A 13,773-nucleotide genomic window follows, 5' to 3' on the forward strand; every position below is an offset into this window, starting at 1 on the left:
GGTCCGGTCGGGGGCTGAAGGGCAGGGCGGGGGCGCTCACCAGTTCCACAGGGTGCCGTCGCGCAGGCGGGCCACCGGCAGATAGGCGCGTTCGTACGGGTACTTCGCGGCCAGGGTCTCGTCGATGTCGACGCCCAGGCCGGGCACCTCGTCCATCACCAGATGGCCGTCCTCGAAGCGGTAGGCATGCGGGAAGACCTCGTCGGTCAGCGCGTTGTGCGGCATCAGCTCCTGAATCCCGAAGTTGGGTACCCAGAGCCCGAAGTTGACGGCCGCGGCCATCGTCACCGGCGACAGGTCGGTCGCGCCGTGGAAGCCGGTGCGCACCTGGTGCAGCGCGGCGAAGTCGGCGATGCGCCGCAGGTGGGTGATGCCGCCGGCATGCACGATGGTCGAGCGGATGTAGTCGACCAGCTGGTTCTGGATCAGGTCCTTGCAGTCCCAGATCGAGTTGAAGATCTCGCCGACGGCCAGCGGCGTCGTGCTGTGCTGGCGGATCAGGCGGAAGGCCTCCTGGTTCTCGGCCGGCGTGGCGTCCTCGACCCAGAACAGGCGCCAGGGCTCCAGCGACTTGCACAGCTGCGCGGCCTCGATCGGCGTCAGCCGGTGGTGGGCGTCGTGCAGCAGGTGGACGTCGGGGCCGACGGCCTCGCGCACCTTGCGGAACAGCTCGGGCGTGTGGCGCAGGTAGAGCGCGGTGTCCCAGTCCTCCTCCGGCGGCAGGCCCTTCTGGGCCGGCTCGTAGAAGCCGCGGGTCTTGCCCACGCCATAGACCTTGTCCATGCCCGGCACGCCCGACTGCACGCGGATGGCCTTGTAGCCCTGCTCCAGGTGCTGCTGCACGGCCTCGACGGCCTCGGCATGGTCGCGGCCGTTGGCATGGCCGTAGACCATCACGCCGGCGCGGCTCTTGCCGCCCAGCAGGCGCCAGACCGGCATGCCGGCGAGCTTGCCCAGGATGTCCCACAGCGCCATGTCGATGGCGGCGATGGCCGTCATCGTCACCGGCCCGCGGCGCCAGTAGGCCCCGCGGTAGAGGTACTGCCAGATGTCCTCGATGTTGCGCGGGTCCTTGCCGACCAGGCAGGGGAAGACGTGCTCCTCCAGATAGGCCACCACGGCCAGCTCGCGGCCGTTGAGCGTGGCGTCACCCAGGCCGTGGACGCCCTGGTCGGTGGTGATCTTGACGGTGACGAAATTGCGACCCGGACAGGTCACGAGGGTCTGCAGGCGTTCGATCTTCACGGGGCGGGTCGCGGGTTCAGTCGGTGAAATGGTCGGGTGCGCGCACACGCACCTCGGGCAGGTGGCGGCCGACGCGGTCGATGTGGCCGGCCACCGAGGCGCCCAGGCGGCCGACGTCGCGCGCGGCCATCTGGGCCAGGATCTGTTCGTGCTCGGCCAGGGCCAGCTGCGCGTGGTCGTGCACCTGGTCGAGCAGCAGCCAGCGCACGCGGTCGAACTGGCGCTTCATCGGCTGCAGCATCTGCCAGACATGGGCGCGGCCGGCGAACTCGAACAGCCGGCGGTGCATCCATTCGTCGAGCCGGAAGAACTCGTCGACCGCGCCGCGGGCCACCGCGTCGCGCTGCTGCTGGACGATCTGCGCGAACTCGTCGAGCTGGGCCGGGGTGATGGTCTGCGCCAGCTGCACATGGCTGGCGCATTCCAGCGTGCTGCGGGCGAAGCGGCCCTCGTCGAGCAGCGACAGCGAGATCGGCGCCACCACGGTGCCCACCTTGCGGTAGATGTGCACCAGCTGCTCGTCGGCGAGCTGCACCAGCGCCTCGCGCACCGGGGTGCGGCTGACGTCGAGCAGCGTGGCGATGGTGGCTTCGGACAGCGCGGTGCGTGGCGGCAGGCGGCCGCGCACGATGGCGTCGCGCAGCGCGCCATGCACCTGCTGGGTGTAGGAGAGCACGGGATCGAGCTGGAAGCCGCCGAGGGCGGCACTCAGCACGGCATCCGGCTGGACGATGGGTTTGGCCAGTGTTTTCACGGTTCTGCCATGGTAGATAGATCAAGACTCGACAGCAAGCCTCGGGTTTTCTCTAGGTATTGGGCGGAAATCGGCCGCTAGAGTGCGGTCCGCTGCCATGGTGCCATGGTAGATAAGCGCCGCAGGCCACCGATCGCCCGATTCCGGGCGCCCCGGTCGGCCGCCGGCCCGCCCTGCAACCTCCCGGACCGACGCTGGTGAGCCTTCCCACCCCCGACCGCCTTCGCACCGCCACGCTGGCGCAGGCCGCCGCTGCCGCGCAGCGCCCGGCCGCCCTGCCGCAGGATCTGCGCATCGGCCACCTGCACCTCGGCCTGGGCGCCTTCCACCGCGCGCACCAGGCGCTCTACACCGAGGCGGTGATCGCCGGCGGCGACCACCGCTGGGGCATCTGCGCCGTCGCGCTGCGCAACCCGGCCCTGGTGCAGGCGCTGCAGGCCCAGGACGGCCTCTACAGCGTGACCGAGCGCCATGGTGAGCAGCGCCGCAGCCGCATCGTCGGCGCCATCGCGCGCACCCTGCATGCGCCCAGCCAGCCGCAGGCGGTGCTCGATGCGCTGCGCGATCCGGCCATCACCGTCGTCACGCTGACCGTCACCGAGAAGGGCTACGGCCAGCAGCCGGCCACCGGCACGCTGGACGAGACCGATCCCGACATCGCGCATGACCTGCGCCAGCCGCGCACGCCGCGCAGCACGCTGGGCGTGCTGGCCGAGGGCCTGCGCCTGCGCCGCCCCGATGCACCGCTGAGCCTGCTGAGCTGCGACAACATGGCCGGCAACGGCCGCACGCTGCGCCGCCTGCTGCTGCAGTACGCCGAGGCGGTGGACCCGGCGCTGGCGCGCCACATCGATGCGCTGGCCGCCTGCCCGGACAGCATGGTCGACCGCATCGTGCCGGCCGCCACCGAGGCCACGCGGGCCGAGGCCGCCGCGGCCATCGGCCTGGACGACGCGGCGGCCCTGGTCTGCGAGCCCTACACCCAGTGGGTGATCGAGGACGACTTCCGCGCGCCCCGTCCGGCCTGGGAGCGCGCCGGCGCCCTGCTGGTGCCCGACGTGCGCCCCTACCAGACGCTCAAGCTGAGGATGCTCAACGGCAGCCATTCGGCCATCGCCTACCTCGGCCAGCTGGCCGGCCTGCCGACGGTGGCCGACGTGATGGCCGATGCGCGCCTGGGCCCCTGGGTGCGCGCGCTGATGCACGAGGAGCTGCGCACCAGCCTGCAGGCGCCGGCCGGCTTCGACGCCGCGGCCTATGGCGACGCGCTGCTGCACCGCTTCGAGAACCCGGCGCTGCAGCACCGCACCGCCCAGATCGCCAGCGACGGCACGCAGAAGGTGCCGGTGCGCTGGCTGGGCGCGCTGCGCGACCATCTGGCCGCCGGCCGCCCCGCGCCGCGGCTGGAGGCCGCGCTCGCGGCCTGGCTGCATTACCTGGTCTGCCCGCACGATGCCCGCGGCGCGGCGCTGCAGCGCACCGATCCCGGCGCCGCACCGCTGCAGGCCGCGCTGCGCGCCGCCGCCACGCCCGAGGCGCAAGTCGCGGCCGCGCTGGCCCATGGCGCGGTGTTCGGCCCCGACGACTGGCCGGCCGGGCTGCGCCAGCGCCTGGCCGCCGCGCTGCAGCGGCTGGCCGCGGGCGGCCTGGGCGCGCTGCTGACACCGCAGGCGCCCGGTGCACCGGGTTCGCCGCCGGCCGGCTGAGCCGCACCGCTTCCCACCCCACCCCGCCACTTTCCGCACCGCCGGCCGTCCGCCGACGGTCGTCCCCACCGATCCCCCCTCGGCCCCCCAGAGGCCAACCCAGGAGCCACCATGAGCCTGACCCGTCGCCAGTTCGCCACCACGTCCGCCGCCGCCGGTCTCGGCGCGCTGCCGCTGTTCAATGTCCGAGCCCAGGGCGCGGCCGTCACGCTGAAGTACGGCACCGCCTTTCCGGCCGACCATCCCGGCGCCCTGCGCATCAAGGAAGCCGCGGACGCGCTGAAGAAGGAGACCGGCGGCCGCGTCGATCTGCAGGTCTACCCCGCCAGCCAGCTCGGCAGCGAGCAGGACATGATCTCGCAGACCCGCTCGGGCGCCATCGACCTGATGTCGACCGCCGGCACCAATCTGCAGACCCTGGTGCCCACCGCCGGCATCAACGGCGTGGCCTTCGCGTTCAAGGACTACGCCACCGTCTGGGCCGCGATGGACGGCGAGCTCGGCGCCCATGTGCGCGCCGCGATGGCCAAGGTCGGCCTGCAGGCCTTCGACAAGGTGCTGGACAACGGCTACCGCAACATCACCACCTCGGGCCGCCCGGTGCAGAGCCCGGCCGATCTCAAGGGCTTCAAGATCCGCGTGCCCGGCATCCCGATGTGGTTGTCGATGTTCAAGGCGCTGGGCGCCGCCCCGACCGCCATTCCCTTCGGCGAGCTGTATTCCGCGCTGCAGACCAAGGTCGTCGACGGCCAGGAGAACCCGCTGGCCCTGATCCAGAGCGCCAAGCTCTACGAGGTGCAGAAGACCTGCTCGCTGACCGGCCACACCTGGGACGGCCACTTCATCTTCGGCAATGCGCGCAAGCTGCAGTCCTTGCCCAAGGAGGTGCAGGACGCGCTGGCCCGTCACCTCGGCGCCGCCGCGCTGAAGCAGCGCGAGGACATCGCCCGCCTGAACAAGGACGCCGAGGCCGCGCTGACCAAGGCCGGCCTGACCTTCGTCCACCCCGACACCGCACCGTTCCGCGCGCTGCTGCGCAGTGCCGGCTTCTATGCCGAGTGGAAGGGCAAGTACGGCGAGGAGGTCTGGAACAAGCTCGAGAAGTACGCCGGCGACCTGGCCTGAAGCCGAGCCCCGCGGCCCGCGCGTCGTGCGCGTGCGGGCCGCCGAACCGATCCGCAGGAAGACATCCATGAGTTCCGCCGCCGCGCCCCGCGCCGTGCCCCCGGGCCTGCCCGAATCCCTGTCCGGCCATGCCCCGCAGTCCGCCGCCCAGGCCGCTGTCCCGGCGCCTGTCGCCTCCCGCCTGCAGCAGCGCCTGATGTGGCCGCTGGAGACGGTCTGCGCGCTGCTGATGGTGGCCATCATCGGCCTCTTGCTGGCCGGCGTGGTCAGCCGTTATGTGCTGGACGCGCCGATCGACTGGGTGGACGAGGTGGTGTCCATCGCCTTCATCTGGCTGGCCATGCTGGGCTCGGCCGTGGCCATGCACCGCAACGAGCACCTGCGGCTGACGCTGTTCGTCGAGAAGCTCTCGCCGGTCTGGCAGCCGCGGGTGCACGCGCTGGCGCTGGCGGCGGTGCTGAGCTTCCTCGGCGTGATGGTCGGCCCGGCGCTGGAGCAGGCGCGCGAGGAGTGGTTCGTCACCACCGTGACGCTGGGCCTGCCCAACACCGTGCGCGTGGCCGCCATCCTCAGCGGCCTGGTGATGATGCTGGCGGTGGTGGCCGCCCATGCCGCGCGCACCGTCGGCCTGCGCCGCCTGCTGCCGGCGCTGCTGCTGATGGCCGCGCTGGCCGCGGCGGGCCTGCTGCTCAAGCCCTGGCTGATGACGCTGGGCCTGCTCAACCTGGTGATCTTCCTGGTCGGCGGCGTCGGCCTGTGCCTGGCCGCCGGCGTGCCCATCGCCTTCTGCTTCGGCCTGGGTGTGCTCGGCTATCTGGGGCTGTCCACCGACGTGCCGCTGGTGGTGGTGGTCGGCCGCATGGACGAGGGCATGGCCAATCTGGTGCTGGTCTCGGTGCCGATCTTCGTGCTGCTGGGCTGCGTGCTGGACGCCACCGGCATGGGCAAGGCCATCGTCGATTTCCTGGCCTCGCTGATCGGCCACGTGAAGGCCGGCATGAGCTACGTGCTGCTGGGCTCGCTGTTCATCGTCTCGGGCATCTCGGGCTCCAAGGTCAGCGACATGGCCACCGTGGCGCCGGCGCTGTTCCCGGAGATGAAGCGCCGCGGCAACAAGCCGCCGGAGATGATCGCGCTGCTGGCCACCGGGGCGGCCATGGCCGACACCGTGCCGCCGTCCATCGTGCTGATCGTGCTGGGCTCGGTGGCCGGGGTGTCGATCGCCGGCCTGTTCCAGAGCGGCTTCGTCATCGCCATGGTGCTGCTGCTGGCGCTGCTGGTGCTGGCCCGCTTCAAGGCCCGCCACGAGCAGGGCGACGGCAGCCGCCGCGCGCCGATGGCGGTGGTCGGCCGCCTGCTGCTGGTGGCCGCACCGGCCCTGCTGTTGCCCTTCCTGATCCGCAGCGCGGTGGGCGGCGGCGTGGCCACCGCCACCGAGGTGTCGACCATCGCCGTGCTGTACGCGCTGGTCGTCGGTCAGGTGCTGTACGGCGGCATCGGCTGGAAGCGGCTGTGGGCGATGCTGATCGAGACCGCCGCGCTGTCGGGCGCCATCCTGCTGATCCTGGGCACGGCCGCGGCCATGGCCTGGTCGATCACCCGCAGCGGCGTGGTGCAGGAGCTCTCGGGCTTCCTGACCACGCTGCCCGGCGGCTGGGTGGCCTTCATGGGCGTGACCATCGTCGCCTTCCTGATCCTGGGCTGCCTGCTCGAAGGCCTGCCGGCGGTGCTGCTGCTGGCGCCCATCATGTTCCCGATCGCCAAGAAGCTGGGCATCAACGACATCCACTACTCGATGGTCATCGTCACCGCGATGAACGTCGGCCTGATGATGCCGCCCATCGGCGTGGGCTTCTACATCGCCTGTCGCATCGGCGACGCCAAGCCCGATGACGTGATCGGCGCCATCTGGCCCTACATCGCGGCGCTGCTGGTCGGCGTGGTGGTCATCGCGGCGGTGCCGTGGTTGTCGACGGTCGCCTTGTGAGTGGATCGCGGCGGTCCCGCCAGACGGCGGCGAGCACCAGCAGCAGCAGGCCGGCCTGGGCCAGCACCGTCTCGCGGCTGGGGTGCAGGCCCAGCCAGGGCCAGGCGGGCACCCAGGGCCAGTCGGTCAGGGGCAGCCGGCCCGCCAGTTGCATCAGCAAGGCGCCCTGACCGGCGAAGACCAGCGCCAGGCCCAGCAGCAGCACTGCCGTGCTGCTGAAGAACAGGTGCAGCGGCAGTCGCAGGCCCAGCCGCTGCAGGCCGATCGACAGCAGCATCAGGCCCAGCACCGCCACGCCGGCACCGGCGGCCAGCGGCAGACCCTGGCCGGGGGCCGATCCGGCCAGGGCCTGGAAGAACAGCAGCGTCTCCGCCCCTTCGCGGAAGACGGCGATGAAGGCGACGCCGGCCGTCAGCCAGGGCGTGCCGTCGAGGGCGCCGGCCATGTGGGCGCGCAGGGTCTGGTTCCAGCGCTCGGCGCTGCGCCGGGCGGCCAGCCAGGCGGCCATGTGGCCCAGCATCAGCGCGGCCAGGCAGACGAGCAGGCCGAGCGCCGTGCCGCGCCATGGCCCGGCGGCGGCCAGCACCCCGGCCAGACCCCAGGCCAGCGCGGCACTGGCCGCCACCGCGGCGCCCACACCGCCCCACAACCAGGGCAACCGGTGCGGCTGTCCGCTGCGCCTCAGGAAGGCGGCCAGGGCGGTGACCACCAGCAGCGCCTCGGCCCCCTCCCGCAGCACGATCAGCAGTGCCGGCCAGAAGGCCGAGCGGTCCTGCTGGGCCCGGGCGCTGGCCAGCGGGGCGCGGGCGCGCAGCAGATCGTCGCGCAGGCCCCGCCAGACGGTCTGCAGCTCGGCGGCGGGCTGGCGCTCGAGGGCCGCGCGGATGCAGCGCGCGAAGCCCTGTTCGATGGCCCCGAGCAGGCGGCGATCGCGTCCGCCCAGGCTCAGCTCCAGCCCTTCGCCCTCGAAGATGTCGAAGTACAGGCGGGAATAGCCGCTGGCCGTGGCCTCGGCCAGCGGGGCCGGGATGGGGGCTGTCGCGTCGGCGGTCGGGTGTGGCGTCGGGTGTGTGGCGCCCGCCGCGCCGCGGTAGCCGGCGGCCAGCGCATCGCCCTCGCTCAGCAGCTGTTGCAGCGCGGCGGGTGCGGTGGCGGGCTCGGTGCGGGTGTTGGCGAGGGTGCTGGTGCTGGTGGCGGCCGCCGGTGCTGACGTGGACGCAGGCGCGGCCGCCGTCCCGGCCCGGGCCGGGACGGCGGCGAGCGCCAGCAGGCTGACGAGCCCCATGAGGAGCATCCGCTGCGGCCGGCGCCGGGCGGGCGGACGTGCCGGGCCGTGCCCGGGGCGGCGATGTCGGGGGACGAGGCAGGCGAGGCAATGCATGTCGGTCTCGGATCGCGTGCGGTCTCAGCGCACGCTGCGGAAGGCCTGAGGGCGGAAGCGCTGCACCTGGCGCAGCCAGTCGCGGCCCGCGGCGATGGCGCGGGCCGTGGCCGGCGTGGCGCCAGGGGCGAGCCTCATCGGGGCCGGCTCGCCGTAGTGCCAGTCGATCCAGGTGCGCACCAGCGGGGCGGCCACACCGGCCCAGGGTTCGGGCCGGCCCTGCAGCCGTTCCAGCAGGCGCGACGGGCAGTCGCCGGGCTCGGTGTGCAGCCCCACGGCGGCCAGGCGGCGCACCAGCAGCTGCCAGCCCCGGCGCCACGGTGCCTGCCGGGCCTGCTGTCGGCGTCGCCAGGCGGCATGGGCGGCCAGGGCCAGGGCCGGCAGTCCGATCAGCAGCAGCAGGCCCTGGTGCAGCGGGGCCGCGCTGCGCAGCGGGCCGATGGCCTGCAGCATGTGGTCGCGCCGCTCGGCGTCGTAGTGCAGCACCCAGCGGTCGAGGGCGTCGCGCCAGGGGTCGTGGGCGGTCGGCGTGTCCGGGCCGGCGGGTGTGCGGGCGGCCGGTGGGGGGGCCGCCGGCGCGCGCCCGGCCGTGGGCTCGGCGCTGCCGGCGGGTGTGCGCTCGCGCGGGGCGCTGACGGCATCGGCCGGGTCGGCCCGCGTCCAGCCGTGGCCGCTCAGCCAGACCTCGGCCCAGGCGTGGGCGTGGGACTGCTTGACCAGCACATAGTCGGTCGCACCCATCAGGCGGCCGCCGCGGTAGCCGGTCACCAGCCGCGCCGGCAGGCCGGCCGCACGCGCCAGCAGCACGAAGGCGCCGGCGTACTGGTCGGCGCTGCCGGCGCGGTCGTCGAAGACGAAGTGGTCATAGAGCGCGGGCCCGGGGTGGGCGACCGCCTTGCCATCGAGCCGGTAGTGCGCGCGATCGAAATGCGCCAGCACGCGGGCCAGCCGGACGCGCTCGTCCGCGGCACCGGCGGCCAGCTGGCGGCCCAGGGCGCGCAGCCGCGGGTTGTTCTGTGGATCCGCCGGCCAGTCCAGCGCCTCCTCGCGGTCGGCGTCGCTCAGCCGGGGCTCACGTTCGCGCCAGTCCAGCCAGGCCTGGCCGGTGTAGCTGGATTCCTCGCGCAGCGGCGTCATCGACAGCAGTTGCCAGTCGCGGCTCAGATAGCTCTCGGCCGGCAGACTGGCCGGCAGGTCGAGGCCGTAGAGCCAGTGCTGGCCATGCGCCGCCACGCGCAGGTGATAGCGCAGCGGCGAGCCGCGCCCATCGACGCTGGCGCGCCAGGCGGCCGCGCGGCGGTGGCCGGCGGCCATCTGACGGCCGCGCTCGCCCCACCAGGCCGCGGGCAGCCACTGCCGGCCGTCGAAGCGGGCGAGCACCGGCCCGCGCCAGTACAGCTGGCTGGCCGGTGGCCGGTAGCCGTCGAAGCGGGCCACCAGCACCGTGCCGTCCTCCAGCCGCTGGCTGCGGGGGCCACCGGGCTGCAGCCGGGCCTCGCCCCCCAGGCCGGCGCTGCCGCGCGGCACGTTCAGCCCCAGCGGCAGGCCGACGCCCAGACCGATGTCCCACAGCGGCCCGGGCACCCGCGGCATCAGCAGGAACAGCAAGGCCGCCAGCGGCAGGGCGCCCGCCACCAGGCGCAGGGCCACGCGGCCCGGCCGTGCGGCACCGTGCAGCGCGGCCAGCGTGGCCACCAGCGCGCACACCATCAGGCCCAGCGCGGCGAGGCCGACGGCGGCCACGTGGTGGACCGCGCCCAGTGCACCGAGCACGCAGGCGCCCAACAGCAGGATCAAGGTGTCACGCTGCAGGCGCTGGGGTGCGCGCTCCAGCCATTTGAGGGCCAGCACCAGCGCCAGGAAGCCGATGACCGCCGCCGCGCTGCGCCAGCGGCCTTGAAAGATCCAGGCCCAGCCGGCCAGGCAGACCAGGCTCAGCAGCAGATGGGCCCGGCGGCCCAGCGGTGCCGCCTGCCGCCGCAGGCCGTGCACGGCGGCCAGCAGGGGCAGGGCCAGCAACAGGGCGAAGCGGGCGGGCAACACCGCGGCGGCCGGGCCCAGGGCCAGCAGCAGGGTCAGTCCCAGCCAGCGGTGCAGCGTGCGGCGCTCGTTCATGCCGGCTCCGCACCGTCGCGCCCGGCCGCCGGCCGGTGCAGGGCCAGACGGGCCAGCGCGCGCAGCCGCGCCGCGCTGCCCGGCCCCTGGACCGGTGCGCTGCCGGGCAGCTGCAGCAGCCAGGGCTGTCGCGCGGCGTCGATGTCCAGCAGCCGGCGCGTCAGCAGCGACAGGCGCTGCTCGGCGTCTCCGCCGACGCTCTGCCAGTCCAGGCGCACGGCCTCGGCGCCGGCCTCGCCATCGAAGCGCTTGACCATCGGCGGGCCGCCGCGGGCCCAGGCGCGCCAGTGCAGCCGGCGCGGCGAATCACCGACCTGCCAGCTCGACAGGCCACTGAAGTCCTGCCCGCCCGCGGCCTGCCGGGCCCGGGCGGCCGCGGCGCGCTGCGGGCCGGCATCGGCCGGCCGCGGCCAGACCAGGCGCTGCAGCGGCGCGGCCTGGCGCAGCCGGGCGCGCGCCAGGCCCAGCGGCTGGGTGGTCTCGACCTGCAGCCCGGGCAAGCTCTGCCAGCCCCGCGTCCCGGCCGGCCAGTGCAGGCTGAGCACCACGCTGCCGCCGGCCGGCAGATCGTCCACCGGCTGCGCGGCCGCCACCGGGCCGGGCGCCTGCGCGGCCAGGCTCAGGCGCAGGCCGTGGCGGGCCCGCGGGCCGGCGTCCACCCGGATGCTCAGCAGGCCGGTGTCGCCCGCATGCACGGGGGGTGCCTCCAGCGCCGTCAGCCGCAGGCCGCGCAAGGCCAGCGCGGTCTGCAGCGTGGCCATGCCCAGCACGGACAGCAGCAGGAAGGCCAGCGCGTACAGCAGGTTGTTGGCCTCGTTGATGGCCATCAGCAGCAGCACGCCCACCAGCAGCAGCAGGCAGGCCCCGGCCGGCGTCGGCCGCAGGTGCCGCCGAGACGGCCGAGGCCCCTGAGGCCACCGCGGCCGCCTCAAGCCACCACCTCGACCTCGCGCAGCAGCCCGGCCACGGCCGGCGCCGCGTCGTCACCATCGGCGCCGCACAGGCGGTGGCCGGCCACCGCCGGCCAGACGGCCTGCACGTCCGCCGGCAGCAGATGCGCCCGTCCGTCGATCAGGGCCCAGGCCCGGGCGGCGGCCAGCAGCGCACGGCCGGCCCGTGGCGACAGGCCGTGGCGGAAGCGGCCGCCTTCGCGCGTCGCGTTCAGCAGGCGCCAGACATAGTCGAGCACGGTGGCGCTGACCTGCACCTGCTCGCAGCGCTGCTGCAGCTGCAGCAGGCCGGCGGCATCCAGCCGTGCCCCCTGGCGGGCCAGCAGGCGGCGCCGGTCCTCGCCCGCCAGCAGGGCCAGCTCGGCCTCGCGGCCGGGCCAGCCCAGGTGCAGACGCATCAGGAAACGGTCCAGTTGCGCCTCCGGCAGCGGGAAGGCGCCCTGGCTGTCGAGCGGGTTCTGCGTGGCGATGACGAAGAAGGCCGGCGGCAGCGCGTGGCTGTGGCCGTCGGCCGAGACCTGGCGTTCCTCCATCGCCTCCAGCAGCGCGCTCTGGGTCTTGGGCGTGCTGCGGTTGAGCTCGTCGGCCAGCAGCAGCTCGGTGAACACCGGGCCGGGCACGAAGCGGAAGGCCCCGCTCTCGCGGTCCCAGACGCTGCCGCCGGTGATGTCGGCCGGCAGCAGGTCGCTGGTGAACTGCACGCGGCGGAACTGCAGGCCCAGCACGCCGGCCAGTGTCTGCGCCAGCAGCGTCTTGCCCAGGCCGGGCAGGTCCTCGATCAGCAGATGGCCGCGTGCGAGCAGGCAGGCCAGCGCCAGCCGCACGGCCTGCGGCTTGTCGAGCACGACCTCGGCGATGGCCGACAGCAGCGCGGCGGGTGGGGTCAGGGGATCCGGGGCGGGGCAGGTCATCGTCACGTCAGAGGCTGTCGAGGAAACGGAGCAGGGCGGCGCGGTCCTCGCGCGGCATCTGCCGGAAACGTTCGCGGGCCGCGGCGGCTTCGCCGCCATGCCACAGGATGGCCTCCTGCAGACCGCGGGCGCGCTGGTCGTGCAGCAGCACCATGTGGTGGTTGCTGCGCGGTGTCAGACCGATGCCCCACAGCGGCGGCGTGCGCCATTCGCCGGCCGTGGCCTCGCCGTCCGGGCGGCCGGCCAGATCCGGGCCCATGTCGTGCAGCAGCAGATCGGTGTAGGGGTGGATGGTCTGGCCGCGCAGGCGGCGCAGGGGGTGGCTGTCGCCGGTGCGCCAGCTCTCCTGATGGCAGGCGGCGCAGCGGGCCTGGCGGAACAGCTGTTCACCGCGCAGCACCTGCGGATCGTTGACGTCGCGGCGTGCCGGCACCGCCAGCAGCTGCAGATAGGTGGTCAGCGACTGCAGCTGTGCCTCGCTGAGTTCCGGATGCGCGGCGTCGCCGCCATGCGGTGCGCGGGCGCAGTCGCGCTGGTGGGGCAGGCACAGCTGTTCGCGGTGCAGCGGGCTGGTCACGCCCATGTCGTTGAAGGCGGCGGCCGCGGCCTGGGCGCGCAGGCTGCCCTCGTTGGCCTTCAACGAGAAGCGGCCCAGCACCCGGCGCCCGGTGTCGGGGTCCGTCACCCAGTTCGGCCGGCCCGAGATGCCGTCCGGATCGTGCCTCGCGAAGGCCTGCGACAGGCGCAGGATGTCCGCCGGATCGATCGCCTCCAGCAGACCGCCGCCGTGGACCGGCGGTGCGCTGCGGGCCTCGATCACGGCGTCGGCCGGCAGCGGACCGTGGGCCAGTCCATCGATCCGGTAGCGGGGTCGCCGCAGCGAGTAGGTCTCGCCGTCCGGAAAGCGGCCCGGCTCCTCGGTCCAGTCGATGTGGCCCAGCGCCTCGGGCTGGACGCCAGGGACCGCCTTGTCGCGCAGCTGCACGTGGTAGCCCGGCGCGGCCTTCCAGCCGCCACGACCGTCGGGCACCGACACGCGCAGGAACATCCCGAGCATCGGCCCGCCGCTGACGTAGGGCGTGGCGACCCGTCCGTCGCGGAAGTGGCAGGCCGCGCAGCTGTCGGCATTGAACAGCGGCCCGACGCCGACCCGGCGCATGCCATCGGCGTTCTTGACGTCCGCGCTCGTGCGCCCGTCGCCCGGGACGTAGGGCTTGTCGAACAGGCCGTCACCTTCCTCGAACACCGCCTCCAGCTGCCAGGGCAGGTTGTCCGCCGCCTGCTCGAAGGGCGAGAAGCCGGTGTGGAAGGTGGTCATGTCGCCGCCGGACAACTGGCGCGGATCGGCCTGCGCGATCCGCGTCATCGGCTGATCGCCATAGCCCGAGCGCCAGGCGAGCTGGGTGGACCAGACCGCCCACATCAGGGGCAGCAGGGTCGCCAGCAGGGCGGCGATGGCGATGTGGCGGCGCAGCCGCGGCGAGGCCCGGTCGCGGTGGTCGGGGGCAGGATCAGCGCCGGATGCGGGCCGGCGCCACAGGATCACGCTCATCGGAGGTCGTCCTGCCCGTCGTGCCTCCCGCCACGGGAGCGCACGCT

Annotated in this window: 10 protein-coding genes; 3 read left to right on the forward strand and 7 right to left on the reverse strand. The window is 73.9% G+C overall.

All coding sequences use genetic code 11. The features are described 5' to 3' along the window. Nucleotides 1–36 precede the first annotated feature (36 nt). Nucleotides 37–1,245: a D-mannonate dehydratase ManD gene (gene manD / locus AACH11_RS12235; RefSeq protein WP_341374513.1), complete on the reverse strand. Its 1,209-nt coding sequence runs from the start codon at nt 1,243–1,245 to the stop codon at nt 37–39. A 16-nt stretch (nt 1,246–1,261) separates the two neighbouring features. After that, nucleotides 1,262–1,990, reverse strand: coding sequence for a GntR family transcriptional regulator (locus tag AACH11_RS12240; RefSeq protein WP_341374539.1), 729 nt, complete (start codon nt 1,988–1,990; stop codon nt 1,262–1,264). 245 nt (nt 1,991–2,235) lie between these two features. On the opposite strand from AACH11_RS12240, the gene AACH11_RS12245 reads away from it, so the two are divergent. The 3 genes from AACH11_RS12245 (at nt 2,236) to AACH11_RS12255 (ending at nt 6,817) form a co-directional block, all read left to right on the forward strand. Beyond that, the gene (locus AACH11_RS12245; protein WP_423228735.1) at nt 2,236–3,705 is read left to right on the forward strand and encodes a mannitol dehydrogenase family protein; all 1,470 of its coding nucleotides are present in this window, start codon (nt 2,236–2,238) and stop codon (nt 3,703–3,705) included. 111 nt (nt 3,706–3,816) lie between these two features. Further along, nucleotides 3,817–4,830 (forward strand): TRAP transporter substrate-binding protein, encoded by a 1,014-nt coding sequence (locus AACH11_RS12250; protein WP_341374515.1) that lies wholly within the window; start codon nt 3,817–3,819, stop codon nt 4,828–4,830. A gap of 67 nt (nt 4,831–4,897) precedes the next feature. Continuing rightward, entirely contained in the window at nt 4,898–6,817 is a 1,920-nt protein-coding gene (locus tag AACH11_RS12255) for a TRAP transporter large permease subunit (RefSeq protein ID WP_341374516.1), read from the forward strand. On the opposite strand, the gene AACH11_RS12260 is transcribed toward AACH11_RS12255, so the two are convergent. The 5 genes from AACH11_RS12260 to AACH11_RS12280 form a co-directional block, all read right to left on the reverse strand. After that, complete coding sequence (locus tag AACH11_RS12260) at nt 6,777–8,102, reverse strand: FTR1 family iron permease (RefSeq protein ID WP_341374517.1); 1,326 nt, start codon at nt 8,100–8,102, stop codon at nt 6,777–6,779. The genes AACH11_RS12255 and AACH11_RS12260 overlap by 41 nt on opposite strands. Before the next feature lie 120 nt (nt 8,103–8,222). Next, nucleotides 8,223–10,313: a transglutaminase TgpA family protein gene (locus tag AACH11_RS12265; RefSeq protein ID WP_341374518.1), complete on the reverse strand. Its 2,091-nt coding sequence runs from the start codon at nt 10,311–10,313 to the stop codon at nt 8,223–8,225. Continuing rightward, a complete protein-coding gene (locus AACH11_RS12270; RefSeq protein WP_341374519.1) occupies nt 10,310–11,158 on the reverse strand; it encodes a DUF58 domain-containing protein in 849 nt (282 codons plus the stop codon). Before AACH11_RS12270 ends, AACH11_RS12265 begins: the two co-directional genes overlap by 4 nt. Before the next feature lie 83 nt (nt 11,159–11,241). After that, nucleotides 11,242–12,174 carry an AAA family ATPase gene (locus tag AACH11_RS12275; protein ID WP_341374520.1) on the reverse strand — a complete coding sequence of 311 codons (933 nt, stop codon included), beginning with the start codon at nt 12,172–12,174 and terminating at the stop codon, nt 11,242–11,244. Nucleotides 12,175–12,181: 7 nt separating this feature from the next. After that, nucleotides 12,182–13,726, reverse strand: a complete 1,545-nt coding sequence (locus AACH11_RS12280) for a di-heme oxidoreductase family protein (RefSeq protein ID WP_341374521.1) — start codon at nt 13,724–13,726, stop codon at nt 12,182–12,184. Between the last annotated feature and the right edge of the window lie 47 nt (nt 13,727–13,773).

This window comes from Pseudaquabacterium rugosum, assembly GCF_038066575.1.
Classification (GTDB): domain Bacteria; phylum Pseudomonadota; class Gammaproteobacteria; order Burkholderiales; family Burkholderiaceae_C; genus Pseudaquabacterium; species Pseudaquabacterium rugosum.